The organism is Streptomyces sp. G-G2 (assembly GCF_030063135.1).
Taxonomy (GTDB): Bacteria; Actinomycetota; Actinomycetes; order Streptomycetales; family Streptomycetaceae; genus Streptomyces.
This window is the reverse complement of record NZ_JASISO010000052.1, coordinates 14421-31328: the sequence shown is the minus strand read 5'-3', so window position 1 is coordinate 31328 and position 16908 is coordinate 14421. Positions and strand designations below refer to the sequence as shown.

The window sequence follows — 16908 nt, the reverse complement described above, 5'->3', positions numbered from 1 at the left end:
ACTTCAATGGTGACCGTCGTGCTGACCTGGGCATGATGTATCGCTTCGGTGATGGGTCGATCAAGATGTTCACCGGTTTGGCTGATGCGGCTGGTCACATCCAGCCGTTCACCGCGAGCGCGGCGGTCCCGGCCTCTGCGCACTGGGACTGGAACGCGATCCAACTTCCCTGACACGTGGCGTCGCAGCGCCCCCTCCCACTCGCGAGCACCTCTGATGCTGTCCGATCCCGAGGGTGACGCGGCTCGTCTCCCCTCGCACCCCCACAGCCCCTCGCGGGTTTCGATGTGCAGGTGAGCCCGAGAGCCTGCCGCACCGCGCTGGAGGCCACCCCTCGACGAGCCGAGGGGTGGCCTCCTCATCTGCGTGTCCGTGTCCGTGTCGGCGTTCGGGTACCCGAAGTCCTCTATCGCGTAACCAGGACCCTCATCGGCCACCGCCGCCATCGCGGACGTGTGCACCGGGGCAGGCGCGGCGGATACCTGGCCGCCGACCACGAGCCATGCAAGGCGGCTTGACGAGGCAGCCGGTGGCAGACGTGCGGCACAGCGAACCTTCAGTGGTTCGAGATGACGGGGGAGAGCCACCCCGTTCACCCAGAGCTTCGACGCCTGCGTGACGGGCCCGACTCCACGCACCATCGTGAGCCGCGGACTCGCGTACTCGGCCGACGCTCGAACTGCCCCGGGCATCGCCCCTGCTCACCACTCCCATCGGAAGCCGACCACTGCCTGTTCGAGAGAGGGGAAGAACTGGTGCAGTTCGCCCTGGATGCCTGCTTCGAGCCGCACTTCCCGCACCAGCTCGCCTGCACTGTAGGCGCCCCACGCACACCACCACGCCCTGCTCGGGACCGCTTCGTGGTAGGTGATGCGCATGTCGACGTTGTCGATTCGCCTTCGTGCGGCCCGCCGCAGGTCGGTGCAGGCTTCCGGTGTGGCCCGGTGGATTGTCGAGTATTGGAGTGAGGCGTACTGTCCTTTCCGCAGTACGCGCTCCAGGAGGATCTTCACCCCGACGAAACCAGGGCTGCTCGGTTGGAATCCGGCGAAGGTCCCGCCGATTACCGACTCGACGGATTCGACTGAGTCGCGGGGACTGTAGGCGTACGAGTCGACCCCGTCCTCCAGTGCGACCAGAACATGGCTGTGGTCTGTTCTGTGGAGTGTACGGTCCGGCCCCAGGTGGTAATGCGAGAAGAGTGCCGTCGTTCGATGGAGCTGCGGCTGTACGAGCGGCACCGGAGGATCGCGCAGGGTGAAGGAGACCCCGTTGCCACCCAGGTCGATCGAACTGCGCCCCGCGAAAGCGTCCCAGACCGCCGCTGTGTCTTCCGTGGAAAAACAGAAGGATTCGGTCAGCCACGTCACCGTCTCATGTGTGAGCTGCTCACCGCGCAAGGCCTGGCGGATGCGGTCGCGCAGTCTCCTCGGCAGATCGCGATCGGTGTCCGACCGCAATCCGGTTTCCCATAAATGGAGCGCGACGACCTGAGCTATGCCCGAGTAACTGACCTCGCCTTTCCGACGGCGATGAGTGTGCGTCATCCACCGGTGCCGGTAGGCGGGATTCTCGGCGAGCAAGGTGCGAATATGCCCCGCAGCGTCCATATGGGCACCTTATAGTGTCACCGTAGCTGCCGCCACGACTCGGGAGTGGGCCGGATGACGGACGATCAGGAGCCCTACCACCCCAGGAATATCTACGATCACGAGGCCACCGGTCGGGACGCGCTGCCGGGAAGGTTCGGAGGCTGGGAAGAAGTCCCGGTGGACGAGGAGGACGGGCCTGAGATCACTCCGGAACTACGGAGCCGCGCCAGCTATCTGTCGCCCTTTCGTATGGATCACATCGCGGAACTGCACTCCGGGAGAGCCGCTGCGCGCAATCTCGGGAAAAGTCTCTTTCCGAGTGACTGGACCGACGAAAAGATCTTCCAGGCGGTGCAGGCGGTCGCCTCCGATCCGTCATCCCGATGGACCCGCGGCGGCGATGACTTCGGCCGGCAGCCGGGGACATTGTTCAACCCCTGGCACAACCTCCCGGATGTGGAGTGGGCCGTCCCCGCCCGCTTCCGTGTCGACGGCTCCTATGGCGGCGTGAAGGTGCGGGTCGTCGTCGAGCCCTTCGGGGAGGGAGTCATCTCGGCCTACACGCTCGCCCCCTTCTCATGACCGTCGCCATACCGTCGCCATAGCCTTCGTACCGTTTTCCTCACGCAGCAAGAACCCGGATGCGAGCGAGGGAGTTTGGCCATGCAAACGAGATGGAAGCGCACCATTTTCACCGTGGCGGCCGTCGGCATGACGCTGGGTACGACGGCGGTGATCGCCCCGACGGCGCAAGCGAGCGGATACGCGATCATGACCGTCCAGGCGGGTGCGGCAGCCCGCAACGCACCGTACGCGGTCTCCTCGGACTTCATCGGCTGGGTGACGTCCGACGGCTGGCGCAATCCCAATGGCCAGGCCTCCTACGTGGCCTGCTATAAGGACGGAGGATGGGCCACCGGAAACTACTCCAGCAACCGGTGGTTCTACGCCTACGTGAACTACGCGGGAGGTTCGGTGCCGGTCTGGGCCTTCGTCCACTCGTCCTACGTCACCAACCAGTCGACGGTCCCCGCCTGCTAGCCCGTTGCGCGCCGGTGGGGCGGAGTGGGCCCGGTCGGCGCGTGTTGGGGGTTCGTCGGGGCAGCCGCTCCCCTCCGACGAGCGTCGACCCCGGCCCGGTCCGCTCCGGGGGGAAGGGCCTGGACGCGTACGTGCCGCGCGGGAGGGGGTCCCGGGAGCACGTCCGCTCGCTTGAACGGCCGGGTCACCGTCGGATCCGGTAGAGACCGAGGGTGGTGAGGGAGACCGCGGCGTTCCGGCTGACCGCCGCGCCGCTTGCCGTGTCGTCGGCGAACGCGGAGAGAAGCCTTATGCCTGCCGCGCGGTGCCCGTCCAACTGCGCCAGCGCGCGGGCGGCTTGGACGCGGGCGTCCGCCCGCAGCGCAGGGTCCGCGACGAAGGCGGTGAGGAGCGCCGCCGAGCGGTCCTCACCGAGTTCGGCCAGCGCCGCGGCCGCCAGCATGCGGTCCCATGGATCCACGGCTGTGTTCTCGGCGATCTCGCCGAGGAGGGCGACGGCCCCCTCCCGGTGCCCGTCCAGCGAGGCCAGCGTTCGAGCGGCGTCCACGCGGTGATGTGCCTCCGCAGCGGGGTCGGCCGCATGGGCGGCGAGCGGCCGGGCTGCTTTTCCCTGGTGCACTGGGGAGTACGCCAGCACGTGCAGGGCCCGCAGGCGGTTGTGTGGATGGCAGCGGCCCCCAAGGGCGACGGGCAGGGCCAGTTCAGCGGCCCGTTCGCCGTCGAACTCGGCGAGCGCCTCGACGGCGACCAGCAGCGTATGACTCCCCGGTACGGCCTCGCGGGCGAAGTCCGTCAGCAGCTCGATGGCCCGAGCGCGGCAGCCGTCCACCTCGGCCAGAGCCTGGGCGGCACGCACACGGTCGTTCGGATCCCCGTCGGGGTCCGCAGTGAACGCGGCGAGCAGGCCGATGCCGTCCTCCCTCTGCGGCCCCTCCATCCCGGCGAGGTATGCGGCGGCAGTCACGTCGCCGTACTGGGCGATGCCGAGCAGTATCCCGGCCGCGGCCTCCTGGAACCCGTCCAGCTCGGCCAGGTGTGCTGCGGCCTCACTGCGGAGGTCGTCCTCCGTTCCGGCAGCCGTGGCGAACTCGGTGAGCAGCCGGGCGCCGTCGCCCTCGTGTGCGTCGAGCCGGCTCACGTCCCGGGCGGCGAGGATGCGGGCCTCCGGGGCCATCGCGGGGTCCAGGGCGAGCTGCACGAGCAGCGCGGCTCCCGCCTCCCGGTGCCCGTCCAGCCCGGCCAGCACGTCGGCGGCCCACCCGCGACCGTACGAGTCGAGGCTGCGGTCACGGGCGAGACGGGCCAGCAGCCGGGCGCCTTCATCGGGGTGGCCGTCCAGTTCGGCGAGGTCCCACGCCGCCTCCACACGACTGCGGTCATCCAGGACGGGGCTGTCGGCGAAGACGGTCAGCCAGCGGGCGGTGGTCTGCCGCGGAAAACTGCTGCCGAGCTGGAGCTGCGCCTTGAGCAGGTGGTACCCGGTGATACCCGGGGGCGCGACGAGGCCTTCCAGGGCCCGAAGCGTGGCGGTGGCGATCGAGTCGCCGGGGACCAGCAGCGCGTCAAGAAGGAAGCCCAGGTAGGACGCGTCCAGATCCAGCGGATCCACCTGGCCTGCGGCGGGGCCCGGCCGTGCCGCCCAGGGCAGCCTGTCGCGCAGGCGCCGGATGTGGAACAGCCGGTGCAGCAGTTGGACGCGGGCCTGATCGTCGCCGGTGACGTGACGCGCGGCGTGGTACTCGAGCAGCGTGCGGTGCAGGAAGTCGACGTCGTCGCCCTGGCCGACCAACAGGCCCGTGGCCCGCAGCAGATCGGCCAGGAGCGCATGCCAGAGCGGCGGCTTGACCTTTGCCGGGCACCGTGCGAGCGGGTGCGCGGCGAGGATCTCGGTGGCCGGATCGGGGTTTCCGCCGATTCGTTCATGCGCCAGGTGGTCGATGAGACGAGGCAGGTTCTCGCGGGCGCGCTCCGCGGCCCCTTGCACTGCCCGGCGGTCCTGCGGGATCTGGTACCGGCTGGTCAGAGCGTTGATGGCCTCGTCGTGGAGGACACCGACACGTTTGTGGACGTTCTGCTCGTAGAGCAGCTCGACGAAGGACCGGTAGACCCCGGTCCGCCCCTCGGGAAGAGGCTGGTCGACGTCGGCTGTGTACAGGTGGCACAGCATGGCGGCCATGAGCGGTATGCGGGCCAGGCCGTCCAGGCGGGTCCGGAGGATGCCGTTGGTGAAGGTCCTGACATGGCGATCGGCGTCGGGCAGCCCGCTGAAGCGCTTCTCCGCGTAGGTGCGCACGTCGGCGTCGGTATAGGGCCGCAAGCCGAAGTGGTCGGCGGTCGGGCCCAGCCGCTCGAGCTCGCCACGGGGCAACGGCCGGGTCGCGATGAGGAACCGGTACGGCGAGTCCTTCTGCCCCGCTTCCCGGGACAGCCGGTCCAGCAGCGACAGCCGCGTGGTGCGGTCGGGGACCTCGTCGAGTCCGTCGATCATCACCAGCCAGGGCGCGTCGGGATGCGGGCGGCGGCGGAAGAAGTCCTCGGTCAGCGCTTCGCGCAGCCCGAACGGGCCGAGCGCCGCGGTCACCGCTGTCGCCAGGGCGAGGGCCAGGAGCGGCGAGGCGATCAGTCCAGCGGCGTGGACCAGCACCGGGACCGCGTCCGGGACCGCGGCAGCGTCCGCCGTCCTGGCCGTGTCCGTTCCCCGCTGCGGTAGATGACGGCAGGCGGACGCCAGGTGATGACGCAGCAGGGTCGACTTTCCGTGCCCCGGGCCGGCCGTGAGGACTCGCAGGCGGCTCCCGGCAGCTCCGAAGACGTGCTCGGCGGTCACCCGAGCGCGCCCGGAACGGGATTCGGCCCGCCGAGGTACGTAGACGTCGCCCAGGGGCGGCGCGTCGAGTTCAACGGCGAGTCCGGCGTACGGGTGCTGTTCGGCGGCACACCGGACGGCTCGCAGATACGCGTCGAGCCGGAGATCGGGGCCGGTGGCTTCCTCACCGGGGGCCCGCGGTACTCCTGCGGGAGCGTAGTACGTGATGCTGTTGGCATGCCCGACCGCGAACCCGCCGCTGGAGGCCGTGATGACGGTGTCTGCTGTGATGTGGGGGGCCTGACCACCGCCGAGCCCGCTCAGCCCTGCTGCGGACCCGGCATCGGAGGGATCGCGACGTTGACGTCGCGCATCTGGAGCGCCGCCGCGGATCCGCGATCGGCCCGGATGTCCACGTTCCCGCCGACAGCCTGTCCACCGCCCGGCGCCGACACCCCGTGCGCCGGTGCGTGCGCGTCGAGCAGAGCGCGCAAGACCAGGGCGGCCTGCTCGCGTTCGGGCTCGCCGAGGGCCTCCAACGCGTGCTCGAACCGGGCCTGCCAGGCGCCCTGCTGGCCGATTCTCGCTCGTTGCGCCTCGCCACCGTCCTGTGCCTCGGCGAGTACGGCCGCACAACGGTCCAGCCGCTCCAGTTCGATTCGCTGACGCGCCTGGTCGCCCCGCCCGAACCACTGGGCGACCGCCTGCTGGAGTCCCTGCCAGGCACTCGTCCCCGCCGCCTGTGCCACCGCGGCGCCTCCCGCCGCTGCCAGTGCCGTCAAACCTTCCGCCAACACCCGACCACCCCGTCCCTCTCGTGTTCGACATGCGAGACCGTAGTACCCCGCGCGGCCCGCCGCGGTTCCTTCACCGACACTCGTCCGGATAGTGATCACGGACGAAGCGGCCCGGCGCCAGCAGTCGAGAGCGCGCGGTCGGCCGCCCTCTGCGATGGCCGGGCGGCGCGGCGTCAGCGGGACCTGTCGAACAGGGCCGTCCACGTAACCGTGCTCGGCCCAGCCCAGGAGGGTACGCGGCGGACAGAACCGGGGAAGCGGCACCTCCCCGTCCGCGGTGACCAGTTGCAGGTAGGGCACCCGCAGCAGGCCGGTGTCGAGCCAGTGGTCCAGTTCGTCCACCTGCCCGACCGGTGTCAGCGTCCTCACGGCCGACGAGCGCCGAATCTGCGAACTGGCCGCACGGGGCCGCTCCAACGCGGAGATCGCAGCGCTGCTCGACCTGCCCCGCCGCACCGTCGGCACTCACCTGACCAGCGGCTTCCACAAGCTCGGTGTGCGGCGACGCACTCAACTGGCCGAGCAACTCACGGCCGGGCCCTCGCCTGCGGCCCCATGAGGGAACGGACGCGAACGACTCCGCTCGCAGGGCGTTCAGGCGCTCGTGTCCGGGCTGGGCGCTTTCACCCCGCCGGGCAGGCGCGCGGCGGCCGCGTGCAGGGAGCGCAGGGCCAGCAGCAGCACCCCGATGTCGTCCAGGTACACCGGGTCCGGGATCAGGTCCAAGGGCGAGACGGTGTACACGACGGCGACCCAGAACAAGGCCTTGTCACGCAGCGGGATTCCGGCGTCGAGCAGGAGCCGCCGCGCCGCGAAGACCCTGACGAGCAGCACGGCGGCGCCGATCGCGAGACCCGTGGCGACCACGGCGGCCAGGATGAGCCAGACTTTTCCGTCCATGACACCCGTATACCCGGTCCCCTTCCGCCCTATCGGGGCGGCCGGCACCGGCTCCCCACGCCCTCTGCCGGAAAATCCGGTGAACCGACGCCCAGCTCCCGGATATCCTGCCTCGTCTCGTACCGGCCACGGAGGTCCCCCCGCATGAGCAGTGCCACGCCGTCCTTTCCCGACCGTGTCGAGCTGACGGTGGAGGGGCTGGTCCTGCGCGACTGGACCGAGACGGACCTGGCCGCGATGCCCGCGCTGTTCGACCACCCCGACATCGCGCACTGGACGCCGATCGTCTCCCCTTTCGACGCCGAGGCCGCCCGCACCCGGCTGGACCGGGCCCGGCAGCTCCGTACGGAAGGTACGGCCCTCCTGCTCGCCATCACCGTCGACGGGGGCGCTCCGCTCGGCGAGGTGATGCTGAAGCGCGCTCCCGAGGGCACGGAGCTCGGCTACGCGGTGGGCCCCGCCCACCGGGGCCAAGGGCTGGCCGCCCGAGCGGTGCGGGTGATGGCCGCGTACGCCTTCGAGCACCTGGGCGTGGACCAGGTGATCCTGGAGCTGGAGGCCGAGAACGCCTCCAGCGTCGCCGTGGCCACCAGCGCCGGATTCCGGATCCTCGACGTGCCGTTGATCAAGGGCGAGGAGAAGGGCAGGCCGTACGTGCTCCAGACCTGGGGCTTCGACCGCTCCTGATCCGGGGCAACCCGCGCGGCGACACCAGAGCCACCGACAACGGCAACGGCAGCGGCAGCGGCAGCGGCAGCAGCGGCTGGTGTCTCATCTGTTCGATGTCAGCCCCGACAACGCCGCCCGCGTCATCACGCGCGCCCGCGTGCCGCGCCATGCAGTACAGGCTCACACGGCCCCCTCGCCGGTAGGCCAGGCGGTGGGAGGCTGGCCGCTCCAGCAGGAGCGGGCGTGCCCGGGGGCCGGGAAGCGGGGAGGGGGTGCTTCCCGGCCCCCGGGAGGGCGCCGACCGTCAGGAGACGGGTGCATTCTTTCGGCGACGGCTGATTTAGAGGGTCCGCCAGTAGGGGGCTGGCGTCGCGACGGCACGACGCCCGCCTGGACGCCACTCCTTCACCCGACCCCTGCTGCTGGGCCCTTCCGCGGGCGCCTCATGGCACCCAGTGACGCCTCGTGGGCGCGGCCGCGTTGACTCGCCGTCACCGACGGAAGGGCACCGAGAGGGCGCGGTGCGCCTTGTGGACCAGGCCGCGGGCCGTCAGACGGAGCTACGCACCGGCGCACGGCCCGTTGAAGAGGATGAAGTCATCGAAGGTGTGCACCCCGGGTCGGTCGGCGACCGCCCGTGCCGCGTCCCGGACCGCGATCAGCTGATTCACCGTCATTTGCAGCTCGCGCTCGTCTGGTTGGTACCGCGCGCCGAGCGGGAAGTCCACGCCCGGACGGGCGGTGAGCTCGATGTGGCAGCCCAGGACGTGAGTCACCGGCCGGGTCTGCGTGAAGTCCACCAGTCGCTCAAGGGTCGCGGTGAACTCTGCGAAGTCGAAGGCGTAGAGCCGACCGGGGTAGATGGTGTCGCCGGTGAGCAGTATGCCCGTCCACGGGTCGTGGATCGTTACGGCCGCCCGGTGGTGCCCCGGCGAACCGATCACCTCCAGGACTCGGCCGCCGAGGTCGAAGTCGATGGTCTCCTGCGGCCAGGAGGTGAAGCCGAAGAACTCCTGGACCGCCTCCAGTTCCCGGGCCACCACCGTGGTCCGGGGCCGGTCGGCGAACTGGGCGTCGGCGGCGACGTGATCGCCATGCCCGTGCGTGTGGGCCACGACCAGCTCGTAGCCCGGGCGCGGGTGCTCGCGCAGCCAGGCGTCCACCAACTCGTCGACGGTGGCCCGCAGCGGGAAGCGGGCCGGGTCGGCGGTGGCCCCGGTGTCCAGCAGCAGGGCCCGCTCGTTGCCGAAGAGCAGGTAGATGAAGGGCGCCTCGTAGTTGACGGTCTTGCTCTGGCGCAGGACGAAGGTGTGCTCGTCGTAGGCGTGCACCTGGATGAGCGGCTCGGCGCCGTCAGCCTTGGAGCGCGCGCCGTGGTTCCAGTGCACGTCGAGGCTGCCGGTCACCGGCGCGTTGCGGGTGAAGTCGACCGTGTTGTCAGTGGTCATCGGTGCTGTCCCCCAGGTCCGTGTCGGCAAGCGGCGAGGCCGCCATGAAGTAGCGGACGTGGCGCCGGTCGTCGGCGTGTGCGTCTGGGGCGGCGCCCTGGACCTGGGCGGCGTCCCTCGTCAGGTACGGGGCCAGGATCGCGCGCCACTGCGCCTTGATCTCGGCGGCCTCAACGGCTGTCACCCGCACAGTGGCGGCCATACCCCGGGCCGCGTCTCGCCACTGGGCGCTCTCGCCGAGCGTGCGGCCCACCCAGTCGAGCGCACGGGCGGCCTCGCGCTCGACCACGACCCGGCTGAGCTGCTGCGCCACCAGCGGATCGACCTGCGCGCTGTCGGCCAGCAGCATCTGCCGGTCGGCGACCTGCCAGCGCCGCTCGCGCCGGTCGCTGCCCGGCCCGGCGTCCTCGACGAAGCCGTACTTGGCCAGCTGGCGCAGGTGGAAGGAGCAGCTGGCCTGGGACACACCCAGCACCCGCCCGCAGCTCGCAGCCGTCGCCGGACCGATCTTGCCGAGAGTCTCCAGCAGGTCGAGCCGGATCGGGTGGGCCAGGGCGCGGATCGCCTTCGGATCGCTCAGTCGCATATGTCAAAGGGTACGTTGACACATGAGAATGTCAACGTACCCTTTGGCTTTCTTTAAGATTCTCGGCTCTTTAGTGCGCCCATCAGTAGGTCATCGGATGCGGGGACTCCGGGGGCGGGTGTCCCAGCGGTAGAGGGTCCAGGCTCATCGGATGAGGCAGCGGACCGTGATGATGGCACTGGCCAGGGTGATGAAGAACTCGATCGGAGCTTTTCGTCGCTCGGTGCATCGGCGGAGCTTGCCGAAGTCGTTCATCCACGAGTTCGTGCGCTCTACCACCCATCGCCCGCCGGCCTGAATGGGAGTCTTCGCGCCGCGCTTGGCGACCTGGCCGGTGATCCCTCTCGCCAGCAGGTCTTGGACCATGGTGTAGTCGTATCCGGCGTCCAGGCTCAGCCGCGGGTGCTCGGGAAGTGGTCCCAGGGATGCTTGAAGATCGGCGAAGCGGTCGAGGGTGGCGGGCAGCAGGGTGTGGTCGCGGGTATTGGCCGGGGCTGGATCGGTAACCAGCGGTATTCCTTGACTGTCAGTCAACTGCGACCGCTTGATGTCTTGTTTGGCCCGGTCGGCAGGGCTCTTGCCCGCGCATTCGCCGCCGGAGGGCGCCTTGGCGATGCAGCCGTCGGCGGACAGCTGGTCGAGTTCGAGGCCGATCATGCGGTCGTAGGCGGCGAGAACGAGTAGCCTCGGCGTCTCCATCACTCCGGCGGCGACCCACTCGTCGCGGCGGCGGCGCAGCGTGGTGGCGGAGCAGTCTCGGTCGGCCGCCCGCTCGTATCCGCAGCCGAAGATCAGGACCTGCACGAGTCGGTCGAAAACCACCGCGTCACTGATGCGCGGGTTGTGGCAGCCCCACGGATGACGGTCCTCACGCACGGGCAGCAGGGCTAGGAACTGGTCGCGGATCGGGTCGAGAATGCATGATGGGACGGCAGGCGCGGATCCCCCGGTGATCATGAAGCGTAGAGACTCCATGATCGGGGCGAACCGTGCCTGCACTGCTTCGACCCCCAGCTCAACACCTACTGGCGGACGTCCTTAACGATTCTCCCGCCACCACGTCACGGGCGGGTCGGGCCTACGCGGCCGGTTCCGTGGTGAGCCGTTGGAGCAGGGCGCGCAGGACCGCGCGATCCGCGTCGGGCAACGCGGAGAAGCAGACGGCGAGCACCTCGTCGGCGACCTTGTGGCCGACTGCCAGGAGTCGCTCACCGGCGGGCGTGAGGTGGTGCTCGATGCGCCGGCCGTGTCCCGGTCGGCGCTCGACCACGCCCTGGGCCGTCAGGCGGCCGACCAGCGCTCCGAAAGCCTGCTCCGTCTGGAACGTCGCCGCGGCCAGTTCGCGGGCCGATGCCCCGGGTGAGCGGCTGATCGCCCGCAACGCGTCCCACTGGGCCAGCGTGGTGCCGACCGCTGAGAGCGCACTGTCGAGTGCCCGGTGCTGCCGGTACTGGGCCTGTTTGACCGCTCTGCCAAGTTCTTGCAGCTCTCCATGCATGGACTGAGTCTACGCGAGAACCAAGCTAGCTTATATAAAGATCTTTAGTTAGGGTGAGGGCATGTCTACCAACAGCACGACAGACGAGTACGCCGACCTGACCCTCACCATGTCCGAGGCCGGGGACGGCAGGCCGGTCCTCCTCCTGCACGGCGGCGGGGGCCCGGCCACGGTCGCCGGCCTCGCCCGGCACCTCTCCCACGCGGCCCACACCATCACGCCGGTACACCCCGGCTGGGACGGCACCCACCGCCCCGAGCGGCTCACCGCGATCCACGACCTGGCCGCTGCCTACCTACGGCACCTGCGCGACCGTCGACTGCACGACGTCCTCGTCATCGGCTCCTCACTCGGCGGCTGGATCGCCGCCGAGATGGCCACGCGCGACACCGCAGGAATGATCACCGGCCTCGTCCTCATCGACGCCGTCGGCGTGCGCATCGAAACGGAGCCGATCACGGACTTCTTCGCCCTCGACGCCCGCGGGGTGGCGGAGCACTCCTGGCACGACCCCGACCGCTACTACGTCGACCCCACCGGCCGGCCGCCCGCCGAACTGGCGGGCCGGCAAGCCAACATGGCCACCATGACCACCTTCGCGGGTGCTCCGTACATGCACGACCCCACACTGCTGCGCCGACTCAAAAGCGTCCAGGTGCCGACCCTCCTGATCTGGGGGGAGAGCGACCGCATCGTCACCCCCGCCTACGGTGCGGCCTACGCCGACGCCTTCGGCAACGGCCGCCTGGAGATCGTCCCGAAGGCGGGTCACCTTCCGCAGATCGAACAGCCGGAGAGCACCACCGCGCTGATCGAGGCCCACCTCCACCGGACGAACGCCACACAGCGCTGAGTGGCCCCCGGCGGCCGGCTGTCCGCGTATGTCATCGAGGCCGACGCTGACGCCGACACCGAACCGCGGCCCGCCCCGCCCCGCTCCGGCCGGGCGGCGCTCACGGATTCGCGGCCCGGCGGCGCAGGACACGCATGCTCCGGGGTGGCAGCGCCGTCGCCGCCGTCGCCTTGAGTTCGCTCTCGTCGCCGGCGTCGTCGCCCTCCAGCGCGGTGTCGAGGGCCACCGTCCAGGTCTCGCCGTAAGCGGCGGGCGGGAGACGGAAGGTGGTCTCCTCGTCGGCGGCGTTGTACATCAGCAGCAGCGAGTCCGGGCGCGTGGCCGAGGCCGTGCCCTCGGTCTCCAGGTCACCGCACAGGTAGACGGTGATGCTGCGGGCCCCGGGGCGCTCCCAGTCCTCCTGCGTCATGCAGGTGCCGTCGGGCCCGAGCCATACGATGTCGGCCTCCGGAGCGGCCGCGTCCGTGGGCGCTCCTTGCGGGAAGCGGCGGCGGCGCAGGACGGGCTGGTCCCTGCGCAGGGTCAGGGCCCGCCGGGCGAAGGCGAGCAGCTCGGTGTTCCCCGGGTCGAGGTCCCAGTCGATCCAGGAGAGCTCGTTGTCCTGGCAGTACACGTTGTTGTTGCCCTGCTGCGTGCGGCCCAGCTCGTCGCCGTGGGAGATCATCGGCACCCCCAGGGAGAGGCACAGGGTGGCCAGCATGTTGCGCTGCTGGCGGGCGCGGAGGGTCAGGACGTCCCGATCGTCGGTGAGGCCTTCCGCGCCGCAGTTCCAGGAGCGGTTGTCGCTCTCGCCGTCACGTCCGTCCTCGCCGTTGGCCTCGTTGCGGCGGTCGTTGTACGAGACCAGGTCGCGCAGGGTGAAGCCGTCGTGCGTGGTGATGAAGTTGATGCCCGCGCGGGGGCGGCGGTGGTCCGACTGGTAGAGGTCGGCGGAGCCGGCGATCCGGGCCGCGAACTCGGGGAGGGACGATTCATCGCCGCGCCAGAAGGAGCGGACGGCATCCCGGTAGCGGCCGTTCCACTCGCTCCACAGGGCGGGGAAGTTGCCGACCTGGTAGCCGCCTTCGCCGATGTCCCAAGGTTCCGCGATGAGTTTGACGCGGCTGATGACCGGATCCTGGTGGACGATGTCGAAGAAGGCGGAGAGCTTGTCCACCTCGTGGAACTGGCGGGCGAGGGTGGCGGCGAGGTCGAACCGGAATCCGTCCACGTGCATCTCGGTGACCCAGTACCGCAGCGAATCCATGATCATCTGGAGGACGGCCGGATGCCGCATCAGCAGGCTGTTGCCGGTGCCGGTGGTGTCGAAGTAGTGGGCCGGGCTGTCGTCGACGAGGCGGTAGTAGGAAGGGTTGTCGATGCCCCGGAAGGACAGGGTGGGGCCCTTGTCATTGCCCTCGGCGGTGTGGTTGTAGACGACGTCGAGGATGACCTCGATGCCCGCCCGGTGCAGGGCCTTGACCATGGCCTTGAACTCGGTGACCTGGCCGCCCCGGCTGCCCGTGGACGCGTAGGCGTTGTGCGGGGCGAAGTAGCCGATGGTGTTGTAGCCCCAGTAGTTCGACAGGCCCTGGTCGGTGAGGAAGCCGTCCTGGGTGAACTGGTGCACCGGCATCAGTTCGACGGCCGTGACGCCCAGTTCCCGCAGGTGCTGGACGACCGCGGGGTGCGCGACCCCGGCGTAGGTGCCCCGCAGCTCCTCGGGCACGTCCGGGTGGCGGCTCGTCAGGCCCTTGACGTGGGCTTCGTAGATGACCGAGTCGTGGAAGGCGCGGCCGGGAGGACCGTCCCCCTCCCAGTCGAACTCTCCGCCGGTGACGACGCCGAGCGGTACGTGGCCGAGACTGTCGCGCCCGTCCGGGCGGTCCGGGTCCTCGGCGTCGTGCCCGGTCAGGGCGGGGTCCCCGTCGATCTGGCCGTCTACGGCCCTCGCGTACGGGTCGAGCAGCAGCTTGGCCGGGTTGCAGCGCAGCCCCTCTCCCGGGTTCCACGGGCCGTGGACGCGGTAGCCGTAGCGCTGCCCGGGGCCGACGCCGGCGACCCGGCCGTGCCACACGCCGCCGTCCACCTCGGGCAGCGCGATCCGCTGTTCGGCGCCGTCCTCGCCGATCAGGCAGAGCTCGACCCTCTCGGCGCAGTCGGAGAACACGGCGAAGTTCGTACCCGAAGCGTCATGCGTCGCGCCGAGGGGAAAAGGACGTCCTGCGGAGATCTCCATGCAGGAAGACAAACATGGCAGGGGGCGCCCCGCCGTGCACCCGCACCCTCCCGTGCGCCGCCGCGCCGGTGTGCCGCGCGGCGCGCCGGGGCCGCGCGGGGCCGCTTGGTGCGAGCGGCGTACCCCGCGCCACCTGGGGCGGGGCAGGAGCGGGGGGCGCGAAACGCCGGGGTGGCGGTCCTGCGCGCCCGCGCTCCCGTGAATACGCCGGAGCAACTCGAACCGCTCCGTCGTGCCCAGTGGGCTGACGTGGGGCCCACCAGGTGCCACGATGATCCGTGCTTCAACAGTGTGCCGGTCCGGACGCGATGAGAGCGGCGCCAGCGCGTCCCGGAGACCAGCCCGACCCCACGAGAGGGCGGACATCTCATGCGCGTCATACCACCCGTGTCGTCCTTAGGCGGCGACCAGGGCTCAGCCGCGGACGATCCCGTGCGGCTCTACTACAGCCGCAAGACCGGGGAGATCCTCCAGAAGTACGGCCCGGGTCCGCGAGTCCACTTCCATGTGGGCCTGTACCCCGACGGCCCCCCGGCGCCCGCCACCGTTTCCCAGAGCACGCTGAAGCAGCGGCTCCTCGACGCACAGGAGCGGATCGTCGGGCACGCGGCCCGCTCGTGGGGCGCGTACGAGGCGCCGCCCCGCCGGGTCCTGGACATCGGCTGCGGCCTGGGTGGCACGTCGCTCTACTGGGCCCAGGAGCACGGCTCGTCGGTCACCGGCCTCACCGTCGCGGCGGAACACGTCCCCATCGTGCGGCACTTCGCCCGTGAGGCCGGGGTCGGGGACCGGGTGGAGCCCCTACTGGCGGATGTGCACGACCTGGACGCCACCCATGCCTACGACGCCGCCTACGCCAACGAGAGCAGCGGCTACACCGACCGGGCCCGCCTCTTCGAGGTCGTCGGCCGGGCGCTGGAGCCCGGCGGATGGTTCGGGATCCAGGAGCACTTCCTGTGCCGCACCGAGTGGTCCGACTTCATAGACGGCTACTACAGAACGCGACTGGCCACGCGGGACGACTACCTTGCCGCGGCCGAGTCGGCCGGCTTCGAGCTGATGCGGGACGAGGACGTGACGGACTCCGTGGCGGAGTTCTGGGTGCAGTCCATGGCGTGGAACACCGCCGAACTCGACCGGCTGCGGGCGGGGGCCGGCGGCGAGCCGGGCGCTTGGAGCGGCGAACGGCTGGAGCAGTCGACGATCGCGCACAGCAAGTTCCTCCGGCTCTGGCGCGACCACGCGGTGGAGACGCGGTTGCTGCGCTTCCGGATCGGGGGAGGCCGATGACCACGCGCCCGCGGCCTTCCGCACCCGGCGCCTCTCCTTCCGCGCCGACCACGCGCCCCGCCCCGCCGGCTGTGCGTCCTTCTCTGCTCGGTACGCACCTGCCCGCGTTCTACTGCCCGGTGGAGCGCGACCTCGTCCATCCCGGGGCGAAGCGGGTGGAGGCCCGGGCGGTCGAGTGGTTGGACTCCTTCGGCCTGTACCCCGATCCGGTGGAGCGCGCATGGGGTCTCGCCACCCACAGCGCCGACTTCTCCTGCCGCATCATCCCCGCCGGGAACGAGGAGGCCGTACTGCTGTTCACCCAATGGAACTACTGGGCCAACGCCGTGGACGACTGGCAGGATTCGGGCTCCGACGAGGTGGGGACGGGCGCCGTCGTCGAGCATGGTGTACGGCTCCTGCGGACCATCGAGGACCCCGGGGTGTCCCTGCTGCCGGAGGGGCCCATGACCCGCGCGCTGGTGGACCTGGTGCGGCGCACCCATGCCGTGCTCACCCCCTTGGAGCTGCGCAGGTTCACCGAGGGGACGCGGGACTGGCTGCTGGGGGCGGCCTGGCGGGCCGCGCGGGCCGAGACGGGGACCATGCCGGCGCTGAACGACTTCGTCGCCATGGGACCGCTGGCGAACGGTACGCGCTTCTCGCTGACCTGGTCGGACGTCGCCCGCGGGGACCGGCTGCCGCCGGACGTGCTCTGCTCTCCCGCCCTGACGGCGCTGACGGACGCGGCGGGTTTCGTCGTCAGCGCGGACAACGACCTGTTCTCCTACGACAAGGACGACCACCTGGAGCCGCGCGAGGTGAACCTCGTCAACGTCCTCGCCCATCAGGAGAACTGCTCACCCGCCGAGGCCGTACCGCTCGCGGTGGCCCTGCGGGACCGGGTGATGGTCCTCTTCACCACGCTGCGTGGGCGACTGGCACAGGACGCGGACGAGGAACTGCGCCGTCATCTGGTGGCGTTGGGGCACTACGTAGCCGGTTGCATCGGGTGGCAGAGCCGGGCGCCCCGCTACGCGAGCCCGCGCAACCGGTACGAACTCCCGCTCGCGGAAGCCCGGTTCGACATCCGGTTCGCCGACGCGCCCAGTGACACCCGGATGGGGCCGCCCGACGTGCCGGCGCTCGCCTCCTGGTGGCGGCAGGTGCGCGACTGACCGGCAAGTGCGGCCGGGGCCCCGGCAAGTGCGGCCGGGGCCCCGGGCGCGCG

The 16908-nt window shown here is 70.5% G+C and carries 16 protein-coding genes; 7 read left to right on the top strand and 9 right to left on the bottom strand.

Features of this window, described 5'->3' with window-relative positions; genetic code table 11:
- Positions 1-701 precede the first annotated feature (701 nt).
- Positions 702-1610 (bottom strand): hypothetical protein, encoded by a 909-nt coding sequence (locus QMF80_RS31590; protein WP_283459531.1) that lies wholly within the window; start codon positions 1608-1610, stop codon positions 702-704.
- Between the two features lie 54 nt (positions 1611-1664).
- Between QMF80_RS31590 and QMF80_RS31585 the strand changes: the two genes are divergently transcribed.
- Both QMF80_RS31585 and QMF80_RS31580 read left to right on the top strand, forming a co-directional pair.
- Complete coding sequence (locus tag QMF80_RS31585) at positions 1665-2174, top strand: EndoU domain-containing protein (protein WP_283459530.1); 510 nt, start codon at positions 1665-1667, stop codon at positions 2172-2174.
- An 81-nt stretch (positions 2175-2255) separates the two neighbouring features.
- The gene (locus tag QMF80_RS31580) at positions 2256-2633 is read left to right on the top strand and encodes a hypothetical protein (RefSeq protein ID WP_283459528.1); all 378 of its coding nucleotides are present in this window, start codon (positions 2256-2258) and stop codon (positions 2631-2633) included.
- A gap of 184 nt (positions 2634-2817) precedes the next feature.
- Here QMF80_RS31580 and QMF80_RS31575 read toward each other — a convergent pair whose 3' ends face one another.
- Together QMF80_RS31575 and QMF80_RS31570 are read right to left on the bottom strand one after the other, a co-directional pair.
- Positions 2818-5460 carry an NACHT domain-containing protein gene (locus QMF80_RS31575; protein WP_283459526.1) on the bottom strand — a complete coding sequence of 881 codons (2643 nt, stop codon included), beginning with the start codon at positions 5458-5460 and terminating at the stop codon, positions 2818-2820.
- Positions 5461-5759: 299 nt separating this feature from the next.
- A complete protein-coding gene (locus QMF80_RS31570) occupies positions 5760-6188 on the bottom strand; it encodes a hypothetical protein (RefSeq protein ID WP_283459524.1) in 429 nt (142 codons plus the stop codon).
- 361 nt (positions 6189-6549) lie between these two features.
- Here QMF80_RS31570 and QMF80_RS31565 point away from each other — a divergent pair, with 361 nt between their 5' ends.
- The gene (locus QMF80_RS31565; protein WP_349372256.1) at positions 6550-6795 is read left to right on the top strand and encodes a response regulator transcription factor; all 246 of its coding nucleotides are present in this window, start codon (positions 6550-6552) and stop codon (positions 6793-6795) included.
- 35 nt (positions 6796-6830) lie between these two features.
- Here the strand turns inward: QMF80_RS31565 and QMF80_RS31560 are convergent, their stop codons facing one another.
- Positions 6831-7136, bottom strand: coding sequence for a YkvA family protein (locus QMF80_RS31560; protein ID WP_283459522.1), 306 nt, complete (start codon positions 7134-7136; stop codon positions 6831-6833).
- Positions 7137-7280: 144 nt separating this feature from the next.
- Between QMF80_RS31560 and QMF80_RS31555 the strand changes: the two genes are divergently transcribed.
- Positions 7281-7823, top strand: coding sequence for a GNAT family N-acetyltransferase (locus tag QMF80_RS31555; RefSeq protein WP_283459521.1), 543 nt, complete (start codon positions 7281-7283; stop codon positions 7821-7823).
- Between the two features lie 542 nt (positions 7824-8365).
- Here the strand turns inward: QMF80_RS31555 and QMF80_RS31550 are convergent.
- The 4 genes from QMF80_RS31550 to QMF80_RS31535 form a co-directional block, all read right to left on the bottom strand.
- The gene (locus tag QMF80_RS31550; RefSeq protein ID WP_283459519.1) at positions 8366-9253 is read right to left on the bottom strand and encodes an MBL fold metallo-hydrolase; all 888 of its coding nucleotides are present in this window, start codon (positions 9251-9253) and stop codon (positions 8366-8368) included.
- Positions 9243-9839, bottom strand: a complete 597-nt coding sequence (locus tag QMF80_RS31545; RefSeq protein WP_283459517.1) for a winged helix-turn-helix domain-containing protein — start codon at positions 9837-9839, stop codon at positions 9243-9245. The genes QMF80_RS31550 and QMF80_RS31545 overlap by 11 nt, the downstream gene beginning before the upstream one ends.
- A 144-nt stretch (positions 9840-9983) precedes the next feature.
- Complete coding sequence (locus tag QMF80_RS31540; RefSeq protein WP_283459515.1) at positions 9984-10796, bottom strand: transposase; 813 nt, start codon at positions 10794-10796, stop codon at positions 9984-9986.
- Positions 10797-10917: 121 nt separating this feature from the next.
- Positions 10918-11337 (bottom strand): MarR family winged helix-turn-helix transcriptional regulator, encoded by a 420-nt coding sequence (locus QMF80_RS31535; RefSeq protein ID WP_283459513.1) that lies wholly within the window; start codon positions 11335-11337, stop codon positions 10918-10920.
- Between the two features lie 61 nt (positions 11338-11398).
- On the opposite strand from QMF80_RS31535, the gene QMF80_RS31530 reads away from it, so the two are divergent.
- Complete coding sequence (locus QMF80_RS31530; protein WP_283459511.1) at positions 11399-12190, top strand: alpha/beta fold hydrolase; 792 nt, start codon at positions 11399-11401, stop codon at positions 12188-12190.
- Positions 12191-12290: 100 nt separating this feature from the next.
- On the opposite strand, the gene glgX is transcribed toward QMF80_RS31530, so the two are convergent.
- On the bottom strand, positions 12291-14408 hold the full coding sequence (glgX, locus tag QMF80_RS31525; RefSeq protein ID WP_283459509.1) for a glycogen debranching protein GlgX: 2118 nt from the start codon (positions 14406-14408) through the stop codon (positions 12291-12293).
- Between the two features lie 387 nt (positions 14409-14795).
- Between glgX and QMF80_RS31520 the strand changes: the two genes are divergently transcribed.
- Together QMF80_RS31520 and QMF80_RS31515 are read left to right on the top strand one after the other, a co-directional pair.
- The gene (locus QMF80_RS31520; RefSeq protein ID WP_283459507.1) at positions 14796-15698 is read left to right on the top strand and encodes an SAM-dependent methyltransferase; all 903 of its coding nucleotides are present in this window, start codon (positions 14796-14798) and stop codon (positions 15696-15698) included.
- Between the two features lie 71 nt (positions 15699-15769).
- On the top strand, positions 15770-16855 hold the full coding sequence (locus QMF80_RS31515) for a terpene synthase family protein (protein ID WP_283459505.1): 1086 nt from the start codon (positions 15770-15772) through the stop codon (positions 16853-16855).
- Positions 16856-16908: the final 53 nt, after the last annotated feature.